Origin of the sequence: Amycolatopsis plumensis, assembly GCF_042652605.1 — a bacterium.
In the GTDB taxonomy this organism is placed as follows: domain Bacteria; phylum Actinomycetota; class Actinomycetes; order Mycobacteriales; family Pseudonocardiaceae; genus Amycolatopsis; species Amycolatopsis plumensis.
Genome location: NZ_JBHSJY010000001.1, coordinates 3,646,098 through 3,663,258, shown reverse-complemented (window position 1 = coordinate 3,663,258; position 17,161 = coordinate 3,646,098). Strand labels below are relative to the sequence as shown.

16 protein-coding genes and 3 tRNA genes are annotated in these 17,161 nt (G+C 71.0%); 10 read left to right on the top strand and 9 right to left on the bottom strand.

The features are described 5' to 3' along the window. Window positions 1–123: 123 nt before the first annotated feature. From ACFPLC_RS17715 to ACFPLC_RS17700, 4 genes are all read left to right on the top strand, one after another. Window positions 124–1,044: a TIGR03619 family F420-dependent LLM class oxidoreductase gene (locus ACFPLC_RS17715; protein ID WP_378189270.1), complete on the top strand. Its 921-nt coding sequence runs from the start codon at window positions 124–126 to the stop codon at window positions 1,042–1,044. A 61-nt stretch (window positions 1,045–1,105) separates the two neighbouring features. Beyond that, the gene (locus ACFPLC_RS17710; RefSeq protein ID WP_191311608.1) at window positions 1,106–1,456 is read left to right on the top strand and encodes a GntR family transcriptional regulator; all 351 of its coding nucleotides are present in this window, start codon (window positions 1,106–1,108) and stop codon (window positions 1,454–1,456) included. Then, window positions 1,453–2,412 carry a hypothetical protein gene (locus ACFPLC_RS17705; RefSeq protein ID WP_378189271.1) on the top strand — a complete coding sequence of 320 codons (960 nt, stop codon included), beginning with the start codon at window positions 1,453–1,455 and terminating at the stop codon, window positions 2,410–2,412. Before ACFPLC_RS17710 ends, ACFPLC_RS17705 begins: the two co-directional genes overlap by 4 nt. Window positions 2,413–2,447: 35 nt before the next feature. Next, a complete protein-coding gene (locus ACFPLC_RS17700) occupies window positions 2,448–3,353 on the top strand; it encodes an SGNH/GDSL hydrolase family protein (RefSeq protein ID WP_378189272.1) in 906 nt (301 codons plus the stop codon). 78 nt (window positions 3,354–3,431) lie between these two features. Here ACFPLC_RS17700 and ACFPLC_RS17695 read toward each other — a convergent pair whose 3' ends face one another. The 6 genes from ACFPLC_RS17695 to ACFPLC_RS17670 form a co-directional block, all read right to left on the bottom strand. Beyond that, the gene (locus ACFPLC_RS17695; protein ID WP_378189274.1) at window positions 3,432–3,830 is read right to left on the bottom strand and encodes a MaoC family dehydratase; all 399 of its coding nucleotides are present in this window, start codon (window positions 3,828–3,830) and stop codon (window positions 3,432–3,434) included. Further along, on the bottom strand, window positions 3,827–4,276 hold the full coding sequence (locus ACFPLC_RS17690) for a MaoC family dehydratase N-terminal domain-containing protein (RefSeq protein ID WP_378189275.1): 450 nt from the start codon (window positions 4,274–4,276) through the stop codon (window positions 3,827–3,829). The genes ACFPLC_RS17695 and ACFPLC_RS17690 overlap by 4 nt, the downstream gene beginning before the upstream one ends. A 149-nt stretch (window positions 4,277–4,425) precedes the next feature. Then, window positions 4,426–4,590 carry a 50S ribosomal protein L33 gene (gene rpmG, locus ACFPLC_RS17685; protein WP_005152047.1) on the bottom strand — a complete coding sequence of 55 codons (165 nt, stop codon included), beginning with the start codon at window positions 4,588–4,590 and terminating at the stop codon, window positions 4,426–4,428. Between the two features lie 50 nt (window positions 4,591–4,640). Next, window positions 4,641–4,713: transfer RNA gene (locus tag ACFPLC_RS17680), tRNA-Met, on the bottom strand. A 50-nt stretch (window positions 4,714–4,763) separates the two neighbouring features. Continuing rightward, a tRNA-Thr gene (locus ACFPLC_RS17675) sits at window positions 4,764–4,836 on the bottom strand. 80 nt (window positions 4,837–4,916) lie between these two features. Further along, window positions 4,917–7,556 (bottom strand): putative bifunctional diguanylate cyclase/phosphodiesterase, encoded by a 2,640-nt coding sequence (locus tag ACFPLC_RS17670; RefSeq protein ID WP_378189276.1) that lies wholly within the window; start codon window positions 7,554–7,556, stop codon window positions 4,917–4,919. A 236-nt stretch (window positions 7,557–7,792) separates the two neighbouring features. Here ACFPLC_RS17670 and ACFPLC_RS17665 point away from each other — a divergent pair, with 236 nt between their 5' ends. The 3 genes from ACFPLC_RS17665 to lon all read left to right on the top strand — a co-directional run bounded on the left by ACFPLC_RS17665 (window position 7,793) and on the right by lon (window position 12,160). After that, entirely contained in the window at window positions 7,793–8,731 is a 939-nt protein-coding gene (locus tag ACFPLC_RS17665; RefSeq protein WP_191311595.1) for a GNAT family N-acetyltransferase, read from the top strand. A 71-nt stretch (window positions 8,732–8,802) separates the two neighbouring features. Continuing rightward, window positions 8,803–9,657 carry an SAM-dependent methyltransferase gene (locus tag ACFPLC_RS17660; protein ID WP_191311593.1) on the top strand — a complete coding sequence of 285 codons (855 nt, stop codon included), beginning with the start codon at window positions 8,803–8,805 and terminating at the stop codon, window positions 9,655–9,657. A 100-nt stretch (window positions 9,658–9,757) separates the two neighbouring features. Beyond that, a complete protein-coding gene (gene lon, locus ACFPLC_RS17655; protein ID WP_378189278.1) occupies window positions 9,758–12,160 on the top strand; it encodes an endopeptidase La in 2,403 nt (800 codons plus the stop codon). Window positions 12,161–12,397: 237 nt separating this feature from the next. On the opposite strand, the gene ACFPLC_RS17650 is transcribed toward lon, so the two are convergent. Further along, window positions 12,398–12,479 (bottom strand) — tRNA-Tyr (locus ACFPLC_RS17650). Between the two features lie 129 nt (window positions 12,480–12,608). Here ACFPLC_RS17650 and ACFPLC_RS17645 point away from each other — a divergent pair. Then, a complete protein-coding gene (locus ACFPLC_RS17645; protein WP_191311589.1) occupies window positions 12,609–13,100 on the top strand; it encodes a YajQ family cyclic di-GMP-binding protein in 492 nt (163 codons plus the stop codon). A gap of 34 nt (window positions 13,101–13,134) precedes the next feature. On the opposite strand, the gene ACFPLC_RS17640 is transcribed toward ACFPLC_RS17645, so the two are convergent. After that, window positions 13,135–13,809, bottom strand: a complete 675-nt coding sequence (locus tag ACFPLC_RS17640; protein ID WP_378189279.1) for a hypothetical protein — start codon at window positions 13,807–13,809, stop codon at window positions 13,135–13,137. 127 nt (window positions 13,810–13,936) lie between these two features. On the opposite strand from ACFPLC_RS17640, the gene ACFPLC_RS17635 reads away from it, so the two are divergent. Continuing rightward, a complete protein-coding gene (locus ACFPLC_RS17635; RefSeq protein ID WP_378189280.1) occupies window positions 13,937–15,079 on the top strand; it encodes an exo-alpha-sialidase in 1,143 nt (380 codons plus the stop codon). A 292-nt stretch (window positions 15,080–15,371) separates the two neighbouring features. After that, a complete protein-coding gene (gene rfbA / locus ACFPLC_RS17630; protein WP_191311585.1) occupies window positions 15,372–16,253 on the top strand; it encodes a glucose-1-phosphate thymidylyltransferase RfbA in 882 nt (293 codons plus the stop codon). Here rfbA and htpX read toward each other — a convergent pair. Continuing rightward, window positions 16,250–17,101, bottom strand: a complete 852-nt coding sequence (htpX, locus tag ACFPLC_RS17625) for a zinc metalloprotease HtpX (RefSeq protein WP_378189281.1) — start codon at window positions 17,099–17,101, stop codon at window positions 16,250–16,252. The genes rfbA and htpX overlap by 4 nt on opposite strands. Between the last annotated feature and the right edge of the window lie 60 nt (window positions 17,102–17,161).

Genomic DNA, 17,161 nt, shown 5'->3' with positions numbered 1-17,161 from the left:
AGTCCCGAAGTCTACGGCAAGCCTCGCGGGAGCCCGCAACCGCGCCCCCCGATCGACCACCGCACCCCGGCCGGCCTGCGGAAAACTTCCCGCCGACCTCCTGATCATGCCAGGATGTCCGCCATGACGACCACCCCCCGTCCGGCGGGTGCTCCGCTGCGGCTCGGGCTCGCGCTCCCCCAGTACGGCGCCCTCGCCGACCCCGCTGCCGTGGGGCGCTTCGCGACGGCCGCGGAGGACCTCGGCTTCACCTCGCTGTGGGTGGGCGACCGGATCCTGACGCCGCTCGAGCCGTCGGACCTGTACCCGGGCGGCGGGACGCCGGAGCACCCGTACCCGCGGGAGTTCGAGACCTTCGCCGACCCGTTCACGACGCTGGCGGCCGCGGCCGCGGTGACCCGCACGGCCCGCCTCGGGATGAGCGCGCTGACCGGCCCGGTCTATTCCCCGGTGCTGCTCGCGCGGGCGCTGACCTCGCTCGACCTGGCCAGCTCGGGACGGCTGGACGTCGGTTTCGGGCTCGGCTGGCTCCGCGAGGAGTACTTCGCCACCGGCGTGCCGTGGGAGGGCCGGGGCCGGCGGCTCGAGGACCTGCTCGACGCACTCGAAGCGCTATGGACCGGCGACCCGGCGGAGCACACCGGCCCGCAGTGGCGGATCGCGCCGTCGACGGTGGGCCTGCGTCCGGCGCAGGAGCCGCGCCCGCCGGTGCTGCTCGGCGGGTTCTCGCCGCCGGCGCTGGCCCGGGTGGGCCGCCGCGCGGACGGCTGGCTCGCCGGCTGGATGCCGGAGCAATACCTGACCGGCCTCTGGTCGGTGGCGCTCGAAGCGGCGGCGAAGGCCGGACGCGATCCGGGCACCCTGCGCCGCGTGCTGCGGATCAACCCGCGGCCGGGCACCGCCGTCGAGACCGCCGCCGACGTCCTCCCCTGCCTCGACACGGCTCGCGAGCTGGGCATCACCGAGGTCCTCGTCGACCTGCACTACGTGGCCAAGGACGTCGACCACGCCCTGGAACTGGCCGGGGACCTGATCGCCGGCTGATCCGCGCCCGATGTGACGCAGCTCTCGCGCAGCGCGTCATTGTTCTATTATAGTTAGAACTATGCTCGTTCAGATCGACCCGAGCTCGACCGTCCCGCTCTTCGAGCAGGTGGCCGCGTCGCTGCGCCGGTCCCTCGCCGACGGCCACCCGGCCCCCGGGCAGCAGCTGCCGCCCGCCCGGGAACTGGCCGCCGCCCTGGAGATCAACGTCCACACCGTGCTGCGGGCGTACGCGCTGCTCCGCGACGAAGGCCTGATCGACCTGCGGCGACGCCGGGGCGCCGTCGTCATCGGCGGCGCGTCCTCCCGGGCGCGGCTGGCCGAGCTGGCCGAGGACCTGGTCCGCGAGGCGAAGCGCGCGGGCGTCGGCCTCGACGAGCTCACCGGGGTGTTGAAGGAGAAGTACTCATGACGAAGCTGATCCGGGTCCTGCTCGCCACGGCCGTGCTGCCGGGCGCCGCGCTCGCCGTCGCGGGTGCGCTGGCGAACGCGTGGGCGGACCGGTTGCCCGACCCCGTCGCGACGCACTGGGGCAGCGAGCCGAACGGGCACACCCCGCTCGGGGCGTTCACCGGCGTGAGCCTGGGCCTCGGCGCCGTCGCGGTCCTGCTCCTCGCCACGACGGCGGTCACCGCGCTGCGCCGCGGGCGGCCGCTGCCGCGCCCGACCGTCGGGGTGGGCGCCGGGTTCGCCGCCATGCCGGCCGCCGTCCTGCTCACGGTGCTCGTGGCGAACCTCGACGCCCCGGACTGGCAGGCGGCCGGAGGCGGCCTCGCCGTCGTGCCCTTCCTCCTGGGCGCCGCGGCCCTCGGCGTCGTGGCGGCGCGCATCGGCGGCCTGCCGTCGCCGCCGGTCCAGGCGACCCCGGGGCACCGGCCGAGCGTCGGGCTCCGGCCAGGGCAGCGCGCGTTCTGGTCGGGCCGGGCGGTGAACCCGGCGATGCTGTGGGCGCTGGCGCTGATCCCGGTGGCGATCGCCCTCCTGCCCACCGGGCTCCCGTGGCCGACGGCCGTCTGGATCGCCTTCGTCGGCTTCGTGGTGACGGCGCTGACGTACCGGCTGTCGGCGTCCGTGGACGCCAAGGGCGTGACGATCCGCTTCGGCCTCCTCGGCGTCCCCTGGCGGCACCTGCCGCTGGACCGCATCCGCGAAGCGACCACGCGCGAGCTGTCGACGTTCGGCGACGGCGGGCTGGGCCTGCGCTTCAACCCGGTCACCGGCACGACGGCGTACAAGATCCGCGGCGGTCCGGCGCTCGCGCTCTCCCTGGAGAACGGCCGGACGGTGCTGGTCAGCGTGGACGACCCGGAGACCGGCGCCGGGCTGGTCAACGACCTGCTCGCGCAGCGGATCACCCGGATTGACTAGGTCGGCGGCGCGCCGCGTTCGGTAGAAACGAAGAAGTGGCGAAGAAGAGCGGCGGCGGGGGCTGCCTGGTGCTCGTACTCGTGGTCGGTCTCTTGGCCTTCGGCTACTACAAGTGGCAGCACGGCTCGTCCTCGGCGCCACCCGAGGGGGTGGACACCGGAGGCGGCTCGGGCCGCTACGTCGCCCTCGGGGATTCGTACACGTCGTCGCCGCGGACCGGCCGCCGGGTGGGCACCCCGGCCGGCTGCGAACGTTCCGACGACAACTACCCGCACCTCGTCTCGGCGAAGCTGAAGCCGGCCCAGTTCGCCGACGTCAGCTGCAGCGGCGCGACGACGGACCACCTGAGCCAGGCGCAGAAGACGGGCAACGGCACGAACCCGCCGCAGCTGGACGCGGTGACGGCGGAGACGACGCTGGTGACGGTGGGCATCGGCGGCAACGACGTCGGCTTCACCGCGTACGCGTCGAGCTGCGCGACCACGCACCAGGACACCGCACCGTGCCGGGATCGCCTGACCGCGGGCGGCCACGACCAGCTGGCCGAGCGCATCGACACCACGGCCCCGAAGGTCGGCGCGCTCCTCGACCGGATCCACGAGCGGGCCCCGAAGGCGAAGGTGGTGGTGGTCGGCTATCCGACGGTGCTGCCGGACGGGGCCGGGTGCTGGCCGTCCCTGCCGTTCGGCGCGGGCGACATCGACTACTTCCGGGGCGCGCTGGGCAAGCTGAACAAGATGCTGGAGGACCAGGCGGACGCCCACCGGGCGGGGTACGCGGACACGGCCGCCCCCGGCAAGGGCCACGACGTCTGCGCGGCGCCGGACAAGCGCTGGGTGGAGGGCCTGCTGCCCGCCGCGCCCGGCCTTCCGTTCCACCCGAACACCCGGGGAGAGCAGGGCATGGCCGACGCGGTCTTGGCGATCCTGAAACTCCCGTAGCCGGTCTGCCGCAGCCGGTCGTGAGTGGTAAGGCGGGTTAGAACCCGCTTTACCACTCACGAGCGGTGGGGCGGGAGGTCAGGTGCGGACCATGGCCTGGGGCTTGCCGAGCACCGTCTTGCCGTCGAACTTCACCACGAGGTCGATCCGCGCGATGCCGTCGTCCTTGACGTCCGCGACCTTGCCGGTGATCTCCAGCAGCGCACCCTCGGGCGTGTTCGGCACCACGACCGGACGGGTGAACCGGGCGCTGAAGTCGACCAGCCGGGCCGGGTCGCCGAGCCAGTCCGTGACGACTCGGCCGGCCACCGCCATCGTCAGCATCCCGTGCGCGATCACGTCCGGCAGGCCGACGTCCTTCGCGAACGCCTCGTTCCAGTGGATCGGGTTGAAGTCCAGCGCCGCCCCGGCGTAGCGGACCAGCTGTTCGCGGGTGATCCGGACCTCGAGGGCGGGCAGCTCGTCGCCGGTGTTCACGCGTTCTCCCCTCGAACCACCAGCTGCGCACGGGTGGTACAGACCTTCTGACCGGCGGCGTCGGTGATGTCGGCGCGCAGGTTGATGAAGTCGTTGCCGGCCCGGGCCATGATGCCGTCGATGTGGGTGGTCACCTCGAGCACGTCGCCGGCGTACACCGGGCGCGTGTAGGTGAAGCCCTGGTCGCCGTGCACCATCCGCGAGTAGTCGAGGCCGAGCTCGGGGTCGGTGACGATCGCGTTGATCGAGGCGAGGTTGATGATCGTGAGGAACGTCGGCGGGGCGATCACGTCCGGGTGACCGGCTTCGCGGGCCGCCTCCGGGTCGCGGTAGACCGGGTTCGCGTCGCCGATCGCGTCGGCGAACTCCCGGATCTTCTCCCGGCTCACTTCGTAACTGGTCTGCGGCGGATAGCTCCGCCCGGTGAACGACTGGTCCAAGGGCACGGCGACGAGGCTACCAACAACAAAGAGCCGCCCTGATGATCCAGGGCGGCTCTTCGAAAGCGAGGTGCTAAGCCAAGGTGACCCACGACGGGGGTCCGGGGGCTTGCCCCGGGCGGGGTGTGGGGGCTGCGCCCCCACAAGACACAGCGTCAGCGGGTTTCCTTGTGCGTCCGGTGCGTGCCGCAGTTCGGGCAGAACTTCTTCATCTCCAGGCGATCCGGGTTGTTGCGCCGGTTCTTCTTGGTGATGTAGTTGCGGTGCTTGCACTCTTCGCACGCCAGCGTGATCTTGGGTCGCACGTCGGTGGCAGCCACAGCGTTTCCTTCTCTCTCAGGTCCCGGGGGCCAGCCCCGTCGTTACCGCGTAGCGGTGGCCGGACTTGAACCGGCGACACAGCGATTATGAGCCGCTTGCTCTGCCAACTGAGCTACACCGCCCTTACATGACCCAAGCCGCGACACGCAGGCGTGACGCGGCTGAGGTCGAGAGCCCCTTTACGGAATCGAACCGTAGACCTTCTCCTTACCATGGAGACGCTCTGCCGACTGAGCTAAAGGGGCCTGGCCTCTCGCGAGGACTTGGAAAGATTAGCAAGGGGCTTCACCCGGCCGTGCAACCGGGGTCCCCAAACGGCAAAACCTCAGGTCAGGAGGGTCAGCACGGTCTCCGAGTGCCGCCCCGGCGAGCGCGCGGTGCGGGCCTGCAGCCACGCCTCCAAGCGGTCCTCCGGCAGCGGCCGCGAGATCAGGTAGCCCTGGGCGACGTCACACCCCATCGCCTCGAGCTGGTCGCGCGCCACGTCCTCCTCGACGCCCTCGGCCACCACCGTCAGCCCGAGCGAGTGCCCCAGCTCGACGATCGACCGGACCACCGCGAGGTCGCCGAGGTCCGTGCCCATCCCGAGGACGAAGCTCTTGTCGATCTTCACCTGGTCGACCGGCAGCTGCCGCAGGTAGGCCAGCGACGAGTACCCGGTCCTGAAGTCGTCCACGGCGAGGGTGATGCCCAGCGAGTGCAGCTCGCGCAGGATCGGCAGCGCCTTCTGCGGGTCGGACATCACGCCGGACTCGGTCAGCTCGAACGTCAGCAGCTCGGGCGGGATGCCGTGGTGCTCCAGCTCGCGGGCCACCTTGTTCGGGAAGTCCTCGTCGGCCAGGTTCCGCACCGACAGGTTGACCGCGACCGAGATCCGCAGGCCCTCGTCGAGCCACTTGCGGCAGCGCTTGAGCGCCTCGCCGAGCACGAACCCCGTCAGGACGCCGATCAGGCCCGCCGCCTCGATGGCCGGGACGAACTCGTCCGGGCCGAGCCTGCCGAACTCCGGGTGCACCCAGCGGACCAGCGCCTCGACGCCCTGCACCTGCCGGTTGGGCAGGGTGATCTTCGGCTGGTAGTGCACGCTGACCTGGCCGTCCTCGAGGGACTGCCGGAACTGCGTCACCATCTGGAAACGGCGCAGGAAGATCTGGCCCATGCTCGGCACGTAGCCGCGGACCTCTTCGCCGCCCTTCGTCGCGCGGACGGCGACGTCCGCCCGCTGCAGCAGGCCCTCGATGTCGACGACGTCGCCCGGTTCCTCCGCGGACGTCGTCGCGTAGCCGATCATCGCGTTCGCCTCGACCGACAGCCGGTCGACCGGGTACGGCGCCGACAGCTCTTCGCGCAGCCGGACCGCCGCCTGGTGGGCGTCTTCCGGCGGGCAGCCGACGAGCAGGGCCGCGAAGGACGCGCCTTCGAGCCGGGCGAGCGGGACGTCGGGGCCGAGCGCGTCACGGATGCGGCGGCCCGCCGCGACGACCATCCGGTCGGCCCACGCGTAGCCGAGCGCGTCGCTGACCGTCGAGAAGACGTCGAGGTCGATCCGCAGCACCACGGCGTTGGCGAAGTCCCGCAGCGGCTCCTTCGCCACCTGCTGGAAGCCCGGCCGGTTGAGGTGCCCGGTCTGCGGGTCGTGGTAGGCGTCGTGGCGCAGCGTCGCCAGCAGGCGCCGGTTGTCCAGCGCCGTCGCGAGGTGGCTGGCCATCGTGCCGAGCAGCTGGACGTCGTACTTGCCGAAGCCGCGCCAGCGGGACAGCCGGTCGTGCGCCTCGACCACGCCGAGCAGCCGGTTCGCGCTGCGCAGCGGGACGACGAGCGCCTCCTGCGCGCCGCGGTCGAGCAGCGCCGCGCGGACGTCGGGGTTGGCCTCGGTGATCCGGAAGTGCCGGACGTGCGCGCCGGGCAGCCGCAGCAGCGGGTCGTCGGCGGCGGGGTCGGCGGCCGGCAGGTCGTCGCCCGCGACCACGACCCGCATGGTGTCCTTCGGTTCCAGCCGGAGCCGCAGCACGACGCGGCCGGCGGCGAGCTGGTCCTTGATGCGCTCGGCGATCGTCGCCCATTCGCGGACGTCGACGCCGCCGACGAGCTCGTCGGCGCGGCTGGCCGGGCGCGCCGCGGCCTGCTGGCCCGAGCGGGCCACCATCAGGCTGACGTCGGAGAGCGCCTCCATGTCCCGCTGCTCGCGTAGCAGGTCGGAGTACGCCCAGTACAGCGCGGTGAGGCCCAGGAAGACGGCGAGCACCAGCGGCCACGCCTGGGGCGTGGTGGAGATGACGAGGTAGCCGGAGAGGCCGACGGAGGCGTTGACGAACCCGACGACCAGGATCCGCCCGGTGAGCCGGACGGCGGTGCTGACCCGCATGCGGCGCCGCAGCACGCGGACCGCGGCCAGCGCGAGCAGGGTGCTCACCAGCGGCGCGGTCAGGGTGCCGGCCAGCGCCGCGACCCACGGGATCTCGTCGCCCGTCCCGACCAGGTGCTTCACCAGCCCGGCGACCGCGAAGGCGCCGGTGATCTCGAGCAGGAAGGCGCCCGCGTTGTAGAGGACGCGGCCGGCGACCTTGCGGGCGAGCAGCGTGCCGATGCCGGCGACCAGGTGCGCGGCCAGCACGACCTCGAACGGCGCGACGAAGAACCCGATGACGAGCGGGATCTCGGTGAACGAGATCGTCCACGAGATGCCGCTGCGGACGTCGACGTTGATGCCGAGCTGTTCGGCGAGCAGGAAGGCGACCGCGAGCACGGGCCCGACCCACAGCAGCCGGTCGTCCCAGTGGAACGGCAGCCACGAGCCGACCGCGAACGCGGCGACGAGCCCGAGGCTCAGCACGGCGAAGGTGTAGACGCGGAAGCGGCGTTCGTCGGTGCGGGCTTCGGCGGAGACGGGTGGTGTCCCGGAAGCGGCTCCCGGCCCGGGTTGCGCCTGCGCGACGGCGTCACCATGGGCGTTGGTGTCCGGCATCCGACCTTCCCTCCCGGCTTGTCCACCGGTGCTGATCCGTGACTTCGGGTGTGGACAAGGGCCATACCGTACCCCGTAGGGCGTACCCGTGTCCCTTTCGAGACAGTAGGAGATCACCCCAGGGTTAACAATGCCTCGAACGCGCTGACCTGCGTGGACCAAGGGGTGAAAGGGCAGGTGTCGCAATCGAGGCGGTTCTCCACGCACACGGCGGCGGGTAGCGCTTCAATGGCGTCATGCACAGCGACGTGATTGCCACCGAACACGCGGCGCGGCTCGCGGCGGTGGACTCCCTCCTCCCCGGCTCGACTCCCTTCGAAGCAGCGGAAAACGCGGTGGTGCTGGAGGTCGCGACGGGTGATTCCGCCGCCTCCGCCCTCGCCTCGCGCATCCAGGTCGACCAGGACGCACCCAACGCGCCGTGGCGGGCGCTGACCGAGCACCGCCTCGACCTCCAGCTCGCCGGCCCGCGGCCGGCCGAGGCCCTCGACGCCCTCCTCACCCGATGGGATGAACATCTGCGCGCCGTCGCCGAGCCGGGTGACACGGAGACGGCGGCGATCGTCCCGCGGGCGAGCCGCGACGCCGCCGGCACGCGCGAAATGCTGCACCACGGCTTCGCGCCGCTGCGGGTGATCGCGGTCCGCCCGGCGGAGCGGATGATCCCGGCCGGCCCGCGCGGCACGCCCGGCGTCAAGATCCGCCGCGCCGAGCCGGGGGACCTCGACACCGCCGTCGAGCTGGGTCTGGAACTGCACACCTTCGACGCGCAGTACGGCACGGTCAACTTCCGCAAGGGTGTCGAGGACATCATGGCCAAGGACCTCGCGGAGCAGCTGAACCGGCCGGAGCCGCCGCTGTGGATCGCCGAGCTGTACGGCCGTCCGCTCGGCATGGTGAACGTCCAGCACCCCGGCGAGACCGGCTGGATCAGCGACCGCGTCGCCGCGGACCGCGTCGGCTACCTGTCGTCGCTGGCCGTCGCGGAGACGGCGCGGTCGTCCGGCGTCGGCACCGCGCTGGCCGCGCACGCCCACCACGTTCTCGACGAAGAGGGCGCGGACGTCGTCCTGCTGCACCACGCCGCGGCGAACCCGCTCTCGACGCCGTTCTGGTACGCGCAGGGTTACCGCCCGCTGTGGACGTACTGGCAGCGTCGACCGGCTGTTCGGTGAACTACTGGAGGATTACCCGGTCCGGCCGGGGCTTATAGGCTTGCCCTCGCCGCCAGCGAGGGGAGCCTGAAGTGACCGACCAGCGGGATTCCGCGCCGAGAGCGCCCGAGGGTGTCGACACCGAGAAGCCGTCCGCGGCCCGGATCTACGACTGGTACCTGGGCGGTACCCAGAACTGGGCCGTGGACCGCGAGTTCGGCCGGCGCATGGAGCAGCAGTGGCCGCTGGTGCGGCCGGGGTCGAAGCAGAACCGCGAGTTCATGAACCGCGCGGTGCGGGCGGCGCTGCGGGCCGGGATCCGCCAGTTCATCGACCTCGGCTCGGGCGTGCCGACGGCCGGGAACGTGCACGAGGTCGTCGAGGCGGAGCTGCCCGAGGACCACGACGCCAAGGTCGTCTACGTCGACTACGAGCCGGTCGCCGTCGCCCACGCCACGCTGATCCTCGAAGAGGGCATGGCGACCGAGTGGGCCGGGATCGTCCAGGCCGACATGCGGGACGCGAAGTCGGTGCTGCGGGCCGAGGAGACGCGGCGGCTCATCGACTTCTCGCAGCCGGTCTGCCTGATCATGGCGGCGGTGCTGCACTTCGTCGGGCCCGACGACGACCCGGAAGGGCTGCTGGCGACGTACCGGGACGCGCTCGCGCCGGGCAGCTGGCTGGCGATTTCGCAGATGAGCGAAGGCGACGGCACCGGCGAAATGCTCGAAGGGCTGCGCTGGTTCGTCGAGCAGTACCGGAAGACGAGCAACCCGGTCTGGCTGCGCAACCGCGAAGAAATCGAGCCGCTCTTCGGCGACTGGCCGCTGCTGGAGCCGGGCATCGTGCACCTGCCGGACTGGCGGCCGGACCGGAAGATCAACGCCCTCGAAGCGGAGGCCCGGCCGTTCGCGTGGTGCGCCGTCGCGGCGAAACCAGGGCGCTGACCTGCGGCTTTGGCGATCGCTGTGGGCGAACGCACCATCGGAAACAAACGCACCCATCGGAGAGTTGAGCTAGGCAGACTCAACTACACGAGGAGTGCACATGTCCGACACCCGCCTCCTGCCCGTGCTCCCGCTCGATGACGACGTCGTGCTGCCGGGCATGGTCGTCCCGCTCGACCTGACCGACACCGAGACGCGGGCAGCGGTGGAGTCCGCCCAGGCCAAGACGCCGAGCCAGGCGTCCTTCCCCGGCATCCGGTCCTCCGCGGCCACCAAGGCCGAAGTCCTGATCGTCCCGCGCGTCCACGGCGAGTACGCCGAGTTCGGCACCGTCGCCACGGTCGAGCGCATCGGCCGCGTGCCCGGCGGCAAGGCCGCCGTCCTGCTGCGCGGCACGGCCCGCGCCGTCGTCGGCCGGATCGCCGACGGTCCCGGCGCGGCCCGCTGGGTGCACGCCGAGGACGCCCCCGAGACCACCGGCGACCAGACCGCCAAGCTCGCGGCCGAGTACAAGGCCGTCGTCATCTCGATCCTCCAGCAGCGCGGCGGCTGGCAGCTGATCGACGCCGTCCAGCAGGTCGAGGACGCCTCCGCGGTCGCCGACCTGTCCGGCAACGCGCCCTACCTGTCCACCGAGCAGAAGCTCGAGCTGCTGTCCACTTTGGACGTCAGCGCCCGGCTCGAGAAGGCCCTCGAGTGGAGCAAGGAGCACCTGGCCGAGCTCGAGGTGACCGACACGATCCGCAAGGACGTCGCCGAGGGCATGGAGAAGCAGCAGAAGGAGTTCCTGCTGCGCCGCCAGCTCGAGGCCATCCGCAAGGAGCTCGGCGAGCTCGACGGCACCGCCGACGAGACGGACTACCGCGCCCGCGTCGAATCCGCCGAGCTGCCGGACGCAGTGAAGAAGGCCGCACTGGCCGAAGTGGACAAGCTGGACCGCACGTCCGAGCAGTCCCCCGAAGGCGGCTGGATCCGCACCTGGCTGGACACCGTCTTGGAGCTGCCCTGGAACGAGCGCACCGAGGACGTCTACGACATCGCGGCGGCACGGGCCATTTTGGACGCCGACCACGCGGGCCTGGACGACGTCAAGGAACGCATCATCGAGTACTTGGCCGTCCGGAAGCGCCGCGCGGAGTCGGGTCTCGGCCCGGTCGGCGGACGTCGTTCGGGCGCCGTGCTCGCCCTCGCGGGCCCTCCCGGGGTCGGCAAGACGTCGCTGGGTGAGTCCGTCGCGAAGGCCATGGGCCGCAAGTTCGTCCGGGTCGCCCTGGGCGGCATCCGCGACGAGGCCGAGATCCGCGGTCACCGCCGCACCTACGTCGGCGCGCTGCCGGGCCGGATCGTCCGCGCCATCAAGGAAGCCGGCTCGATGAACCCGGTCGTGCTGCTCGACGAGATCGACAAGGTCGGCGCCGACTACCGCGGCGACCCGACCGCGGCGCTGCTCGAAGTGCTGGACCCGGAGCAGAACCACACGTTCCGCGACCACTACCTCGAGGTCGAGCTGGACCTGTCCGACGTCGTGTTCCTGGCCACGGCCAACGCGCTGGAGACCATCCCCGGCCCGCTGCTGGACCGCATGGAGCTCGTCACGCTGGACGGCTACACCGAGCACGAGAAGGTCACCATCGCCCGGGACCACCTGCTCCCCCGCGAGCTGGAGCGCGCCGGCCTCGGCACCGCGGACGTGGTGCTGACGGACGCGGCGTTCAGCCGGATCGCCGCCGAGTACACCCGCGAGGCGGGCGTGCGCGACGCGAACCGGACGATCGCGAAGGTGCTGCGGAAGGTCGCGACCAAGGTGGCGCTGGACGAGGTCTCGCTGCCGATTTCGATCGACGCTGCCGATCTGGACGCCTACCTGGGCCGTCCTCGGCACATCCCGGAGTCGTCGCTGCCGGCATCGACCCAGCGCACGGCGACCCCGGGCGTGGCGACGGGCCTGGCGGTGACGGGTGCCGGTGGTGACGTCCTGTACATCGAGGCGTCGCTGGCGGACCAGGAGTCCGGCGCGTCCGGGCTGCAGCTGACCGGCCAGCTCGGCGACGTGATGAAGGAGTCGGTGCAGATCGCGCTGTCGTACCTGCGGTCGCACGGCGCGGAGCTGGAGCTGCCGGTGGGCGACCTGCGCAACCGCGGCATCCACGTCCACGTCCCGGCGGGCGCGGTCCCGAAGGACGGCCCGTCGGCGGGCATCACGATGACGACGGCCCTGGCCTCGCTGCTCTCGGGCCGGGTGGTCCGGGCGGACGTCGCGATGACGGGCGAGGTGTCGCTGACCGGCCGCGTCCTCCCGATCGGCGGCGTCAAGCAGAAGCTCCTGGCGGCCCACCGCGCGGGGATGAAGACGGTGATCATCCCCCAGCGCAACGAGCCGGACCTGGACGACGTCCCGGCCGAGGTGCTGAGCCAGCTGGACGTCCACGCGGTGGCGAACGTCCGCGAGGTCCTGGACCTCGCCCTGACCCCGGCTTCGACGCCGGTTTCCCAGGCGGCGTAACCCGAGCGCCGCCGCGGCCGGTTTCCCTTTCCCGCAAGGGAAACCGGCCGTTCCCCTATGCGCCGGTTCGCCGGGAGGCATCAGTTCACCGGCAGCCGAAATACCAAGGCGACCACGGCCGGGGGTCCAGGGGGCGGAGCCCCCTGGCGGGGGTTTGGGGGTTCGACCCCCAAAGGACACAACGGAAGAGAGCCATGTCTGCGCTTTCCGCAGACATGGCTCTCCGACGAACTAACGTGGCGGGTGAGGGATTCGAACCCCCGTAGGCAATGCCAACTGGTTTACAGCCAGTCCCCTTTGGCCACTCGGGTAACCCGCCCAGGCCGGTCTCACCGGCCGGACAGAAGCTTACCCAACGCCCCCGAGCAGGGGTCAACCGGGATACCCGTCGGGTGACAGGGGCTAGGCTGGGTGGCCCCTGACAAGCGAGTACGAGGTGTGAGGACACGTGGCGGATCCCTCTTTCGACGTCGTGAGCAAGGTCGACCGCCAGGAGGTGGACAACGCGCTCAACCAGGCGAGCAAGGAGCTGGGCACGCGGTTCGACTTCCGCGGCACCGGCACGACGATCAACTGGGCCGGCGAGGAGGCGCTCACGATCGAGTCCGAGACCGAGGAGCGCGCGCTGGCCGCGGTCGAGGTGTTCAAGGAGAAGCTGATCAAGCGCAACATCTCCCTGAAGGCCTTCGAAGCCGGCGAGCCGGCGCTGTCGGGCAAGATCTACAAGATCTCCGGCAAAATCCTGCAGGGCATCGCGTCGGACAAGGCGAAGCAGATCGCCAAGTTCATCCGCGACGAAGGTCCCAAGGGCGTCCAGGCCCAGATCCAGGGTGACCAGCTGCGGGTGTCGGGCAAGAAGAAGGACCAGCTGCAGGAGGTCATCGCCCTGCTGAAGGGCAAGGACTTCGAGATCGCGCTGCAGTTCACCAACTACCGGTGACGCCGCCGCGGGCACCCGATCACCGGGTGCCCGCTCAGGACGGTGTCACCGTCCAGCTGGCCTCATAACCCACGACCTGCAGGTACGCCGGACCCTCGACGTCCCGCTCGACCTGCACGTCGCCGATCTGGTTGAGGATCAGGTCGCGGTCGATGATGGACGTGGCCATCACCCACATGCCGATGTTGCCGCGGGTTTTCGCCGTGAACTTGATGCGGCTCACGCCCGCCGGGAGCTTCAGCACCGCTTCGCCCTTGCCGACCGTGTCCTTGCCGCTCTCCGCCGTCGGGAGGCTGCGGTGGTCGGAGATCGTCGCCGTCCAGGGGGCGTTCGCGTGGACCGTCACCCGCTTCACCGGGCGGTCCGGCCGCGTGTTCATCCACTTCGTGCCCTTGTAGGCGCCGATGGCGTTGACGAGGCTGTGGTCGCCGCCGTCGGTGTCGACGATGACGTTGGCCGTGCACTTGGGGCAGTCGAACGTGAAGAAGCCCACCTGGTCCGCCGGCCACGTCGTCTGGAACTCGCCGCTCTCCGAGCCCGTGTGCGTCTCCGTCGGCACCTCGCGCGGCACCGGCGGCGCGGTCGACGTGGGCGTCGGCAGGGCGGGCTCGTAGGTCGGGTCCGCGACGATCTCGCCGTAGCCGCTCGACGGCGCGCACGCCGAGGCCAGGACGAGGAGCAGCAGCACGCCGGCCAGCCGGATCTTCATCTTTCCCCCTCGGGACCACCGCGGCCCCTCGGGTGATCTTTCGGCTCCGGCAGCAAGAGCGTTACCCGAACGCGTGAATGCGCCCGGTGACCGTCGCCCGGTCGTGCTGTAATCGCGCGGACACCGCGTGGAGGGGGTCGAGTTGCGTCGTTCGCTGGCCTTCGTGCTGACGCTCGCCGCCGTCGCCTCGCTGCTGACCCCGGCGAGCGCGGCCGAGCGCCAGCAGCTCGTCCCCGGTTTCGGCGCGTACGCGCGCTTGATCCGGCTGGAGCACGGCCGCGGGCGCATCATCGCCACCCTGACCAGCGAAGACGCCGACGGCAAGTTCACGCCCGTCCTGGAGAGCACCGACGAAGGCGAGTCGTTCCACGAAATCGGCGCGATCCGCGACCCCGACGGCCGGTCCGGCATGTGCTGCGGCACCGTCTACGAACTGCCGGTGCGCGTCGGCAGGCTCCGCGCCGGCACGCTGCTGTGGGCCGCCTCCTACCGGCAGGACGCCGGGCCGCTGCGCCGCATCGGGATCCGCGTCTGGGCCAGCAAGGACGGCGGCCGCTCGTGGAGCTTCCTGTCCGAGGCCGCCCGGTCGCACAACATCGACGGCATCTGGGAGCCCGAGTTCACCGTCGACGCCGGCGGCACGCTCTGGCTCCACTTCGCCGACGAGACGCAGGCGCCGAAGTACGCGCAGGTGCTCAACCGGGTCGCCTCGACCGACGGCGTGAACTGGGGCACCAAGCAGCTCACCGTGGCGATCCCGCCGGACCGCGTCCGGCCGGGCATGCCGATCATCCGCCGGCTGCCCGACGGCCGCTACTACTTCGCCTACGAGATCTGCAACTTCCGCGACCGCTACTGCGACCCGTACTTCAAGATCTCCGACGACGGCGCCAACTGGGGCGATCCCGGCGACCCCGGCACCCGCGTGGACACCGCCAACGGCAACTACTTCCAGCACGCGCAGACGATCACGCTGTTCCCCGGCGGCCCGAACGGGGTGCGGATCGTCATGGTCGGGCAGATCTACACCGACGCGAAGGGCGTGCCGCAGCCGCAGAACGGCCAGGTGCTGCTGGCCAACGACGACTTCGGCAGCGGCCACTGGTACGAACTGCCCGCCCCGGTGCGCATCAGCGGCATCTGGAACAACTGGTGCCCCAACTACTCCTCGACCCTGCTGCCGGTCGACGACGGCCGGAACGTGCTGGAGATTGCCACCGAGAACAACGCCGGCTGCAAGGCCTACTTCGGCAAGGGACCGGCCTTCTAGGGCCTGTATCGAAGTGGGTCAGCGCCACTCGTTGATCGCGTCGACGTGCACCGTGGCCTCGTACCGGACCGCCTGGACGGGGCACCCGGATCCCGGCCAGGACCGGAACGAACTGCGGGCTATCGCCACGCTGTCCCGCGGTCAGCACGACCGGCAACGGCTTCTGCCCCTGCTCACACCCCAGATGCAGCTTCGTGGTCAACCCGAACCAGCCCGAGACGACTTCGATACAGGCCCTAGCGGCGGCCCGTAGGGTGGGGAGGTCTCAGCAACGCCGAAAGGGAGGCCGTCCATGAAGGGCATCGTGCTGGCCGGAGGCAGCGGGACACGCCTGCACCCGATCACCCAGGCGGTGTCCAAGCAGCTGCTGCCGGTCTACGACAAGCCGATGGTCTACTACCCGATCTCGGTGCTGATGCTGGCCGGGATCCGCGAGATCCTCGTCATCTCCACCCCCACCGACCTGCCGATGTTCCGCAGGCTGCTGGGCAACGGCGACCAGTTCGGCGTCTCGTTCTCCTACGCCGAGCAGCCGAGCCCGAACGGGCTGGCCGAGGCCTTCGTGATCGGCGCGGACTTCATCGGCGACGACGACGTGGCCCTGGTCCTCGGCGACAACATCTTCTACGGCCAGGGCTTCTCCGGCCGCCTGCAGCAGGCCGTGCGCGAACTCGACGGGTGCGTCCTGTTCGGCTACCCGGTCAAGGACCCCCAGCGCTACGGCGTCGGCGAGGTCGACGAGACCGGCAAGCTGATCACCATCGAGGAAAAGCCGCTGAAGCCGCGCTCCAACAAGGCGATCACCGGCCTGTACTTCTACGACAACCAGGTCGTCGACATCGCCGCCGGCCTGAAGCCGTCCGCGCGCGGTGAGCTCGAGATCACCGACGTCAACCTGACGTACGTGCGCCAGGACCGCGCCACGCTGGTCGAGCTCAGCCGCGGGTTCGCCTGGCTCGACACCGGCACGCACGACTCGCTGCTCGAAGCCGGCCAGTTCGTGCAGGTGCTGGAACACCGCACCGGCGTGCGGATCGCCTGCCTCGAGGAAATCGCGCTGCGGATGGGCTTCATCACCGCCTACGAGTGCTACGCGCTGGGCGAAAAGCTCGCGAAGTCCGGTTACGGCGACTACGTGAAGGCCGTCGCCGTGGCGGCGGGAGCGTCGGCCTAGAACGGTCGGCGGGCCATCTCTTCGAGCCGGGCGATGCGGTCGGCGATCGGCGGGTGGGTCGAGAACAGCTTGCTCAGGCCCTCGCCGGGGCGGAACGGGTTCGCGATCATCAGGTGCGACTGCGACACCAGCTGCGGCTCGGCGACCAGCGGCCGCGCCCGCGTCCCGGCGTCCAGCTTCCGCAGCGCCGAGGCCAGGCCCAGCGGGTCGCCGGTCAGTTCGGCGCCGGACGCGTCCGCCTGGTACTCCCGCGAGCGGCTGACCCCCATCCGGATGATGGCCGCCGCGATCGGCCCGACGAAGATCAACAGGAGGCTGAGCAGGGGGTTCCCGTCGCGGTTGTTGCCGCCGAAGAACAGCGCGATGTTCGCGAGCACGCTGATCACGCTGGCCAGCGCGCCCGCCACGCAGGAGATCAGGATGTCGCGGTTGTAGACGTGCGACAGCTCGTGGCCGAGCACGGCCCGCAGCTCGCGCTCGTCGAGCAGGTCGAGGATGCCGGTGGTGCAGCACACGGCCGCGTGCCGGGGGTTGCGGCCGGTCGCGAACGCGTTGGGCGCGACCGTCGGGCTGATGTACAACTGCGGCATCGGCTGCCGGGCGACTTGCGCGAGCTCGCGGACGATCCGGTACATCGCGGGCTGCTCGACCTCCGAAACCGGCCGCGCCCGCATCGCGCGCAGGGCCAGCTTGTCGGAGTTGAAGTAGGCGAACGCGTTCATCCCGAGCGCGACGAGCAGGCCGATCACCAGCGCGCCGCGGCCGAAGAGCCCGCTGAGCGCGACGATGATCGCCGACAGCAGGCCGAGCAGCAATGCCGTCTTGAGTCCGTTCTGGTGCCCGTGCACGCGCGCTCGCCTCCGTCCGCTCTGGAAGTGGATTACCCAGTCGAAACAACGCGATCGGGG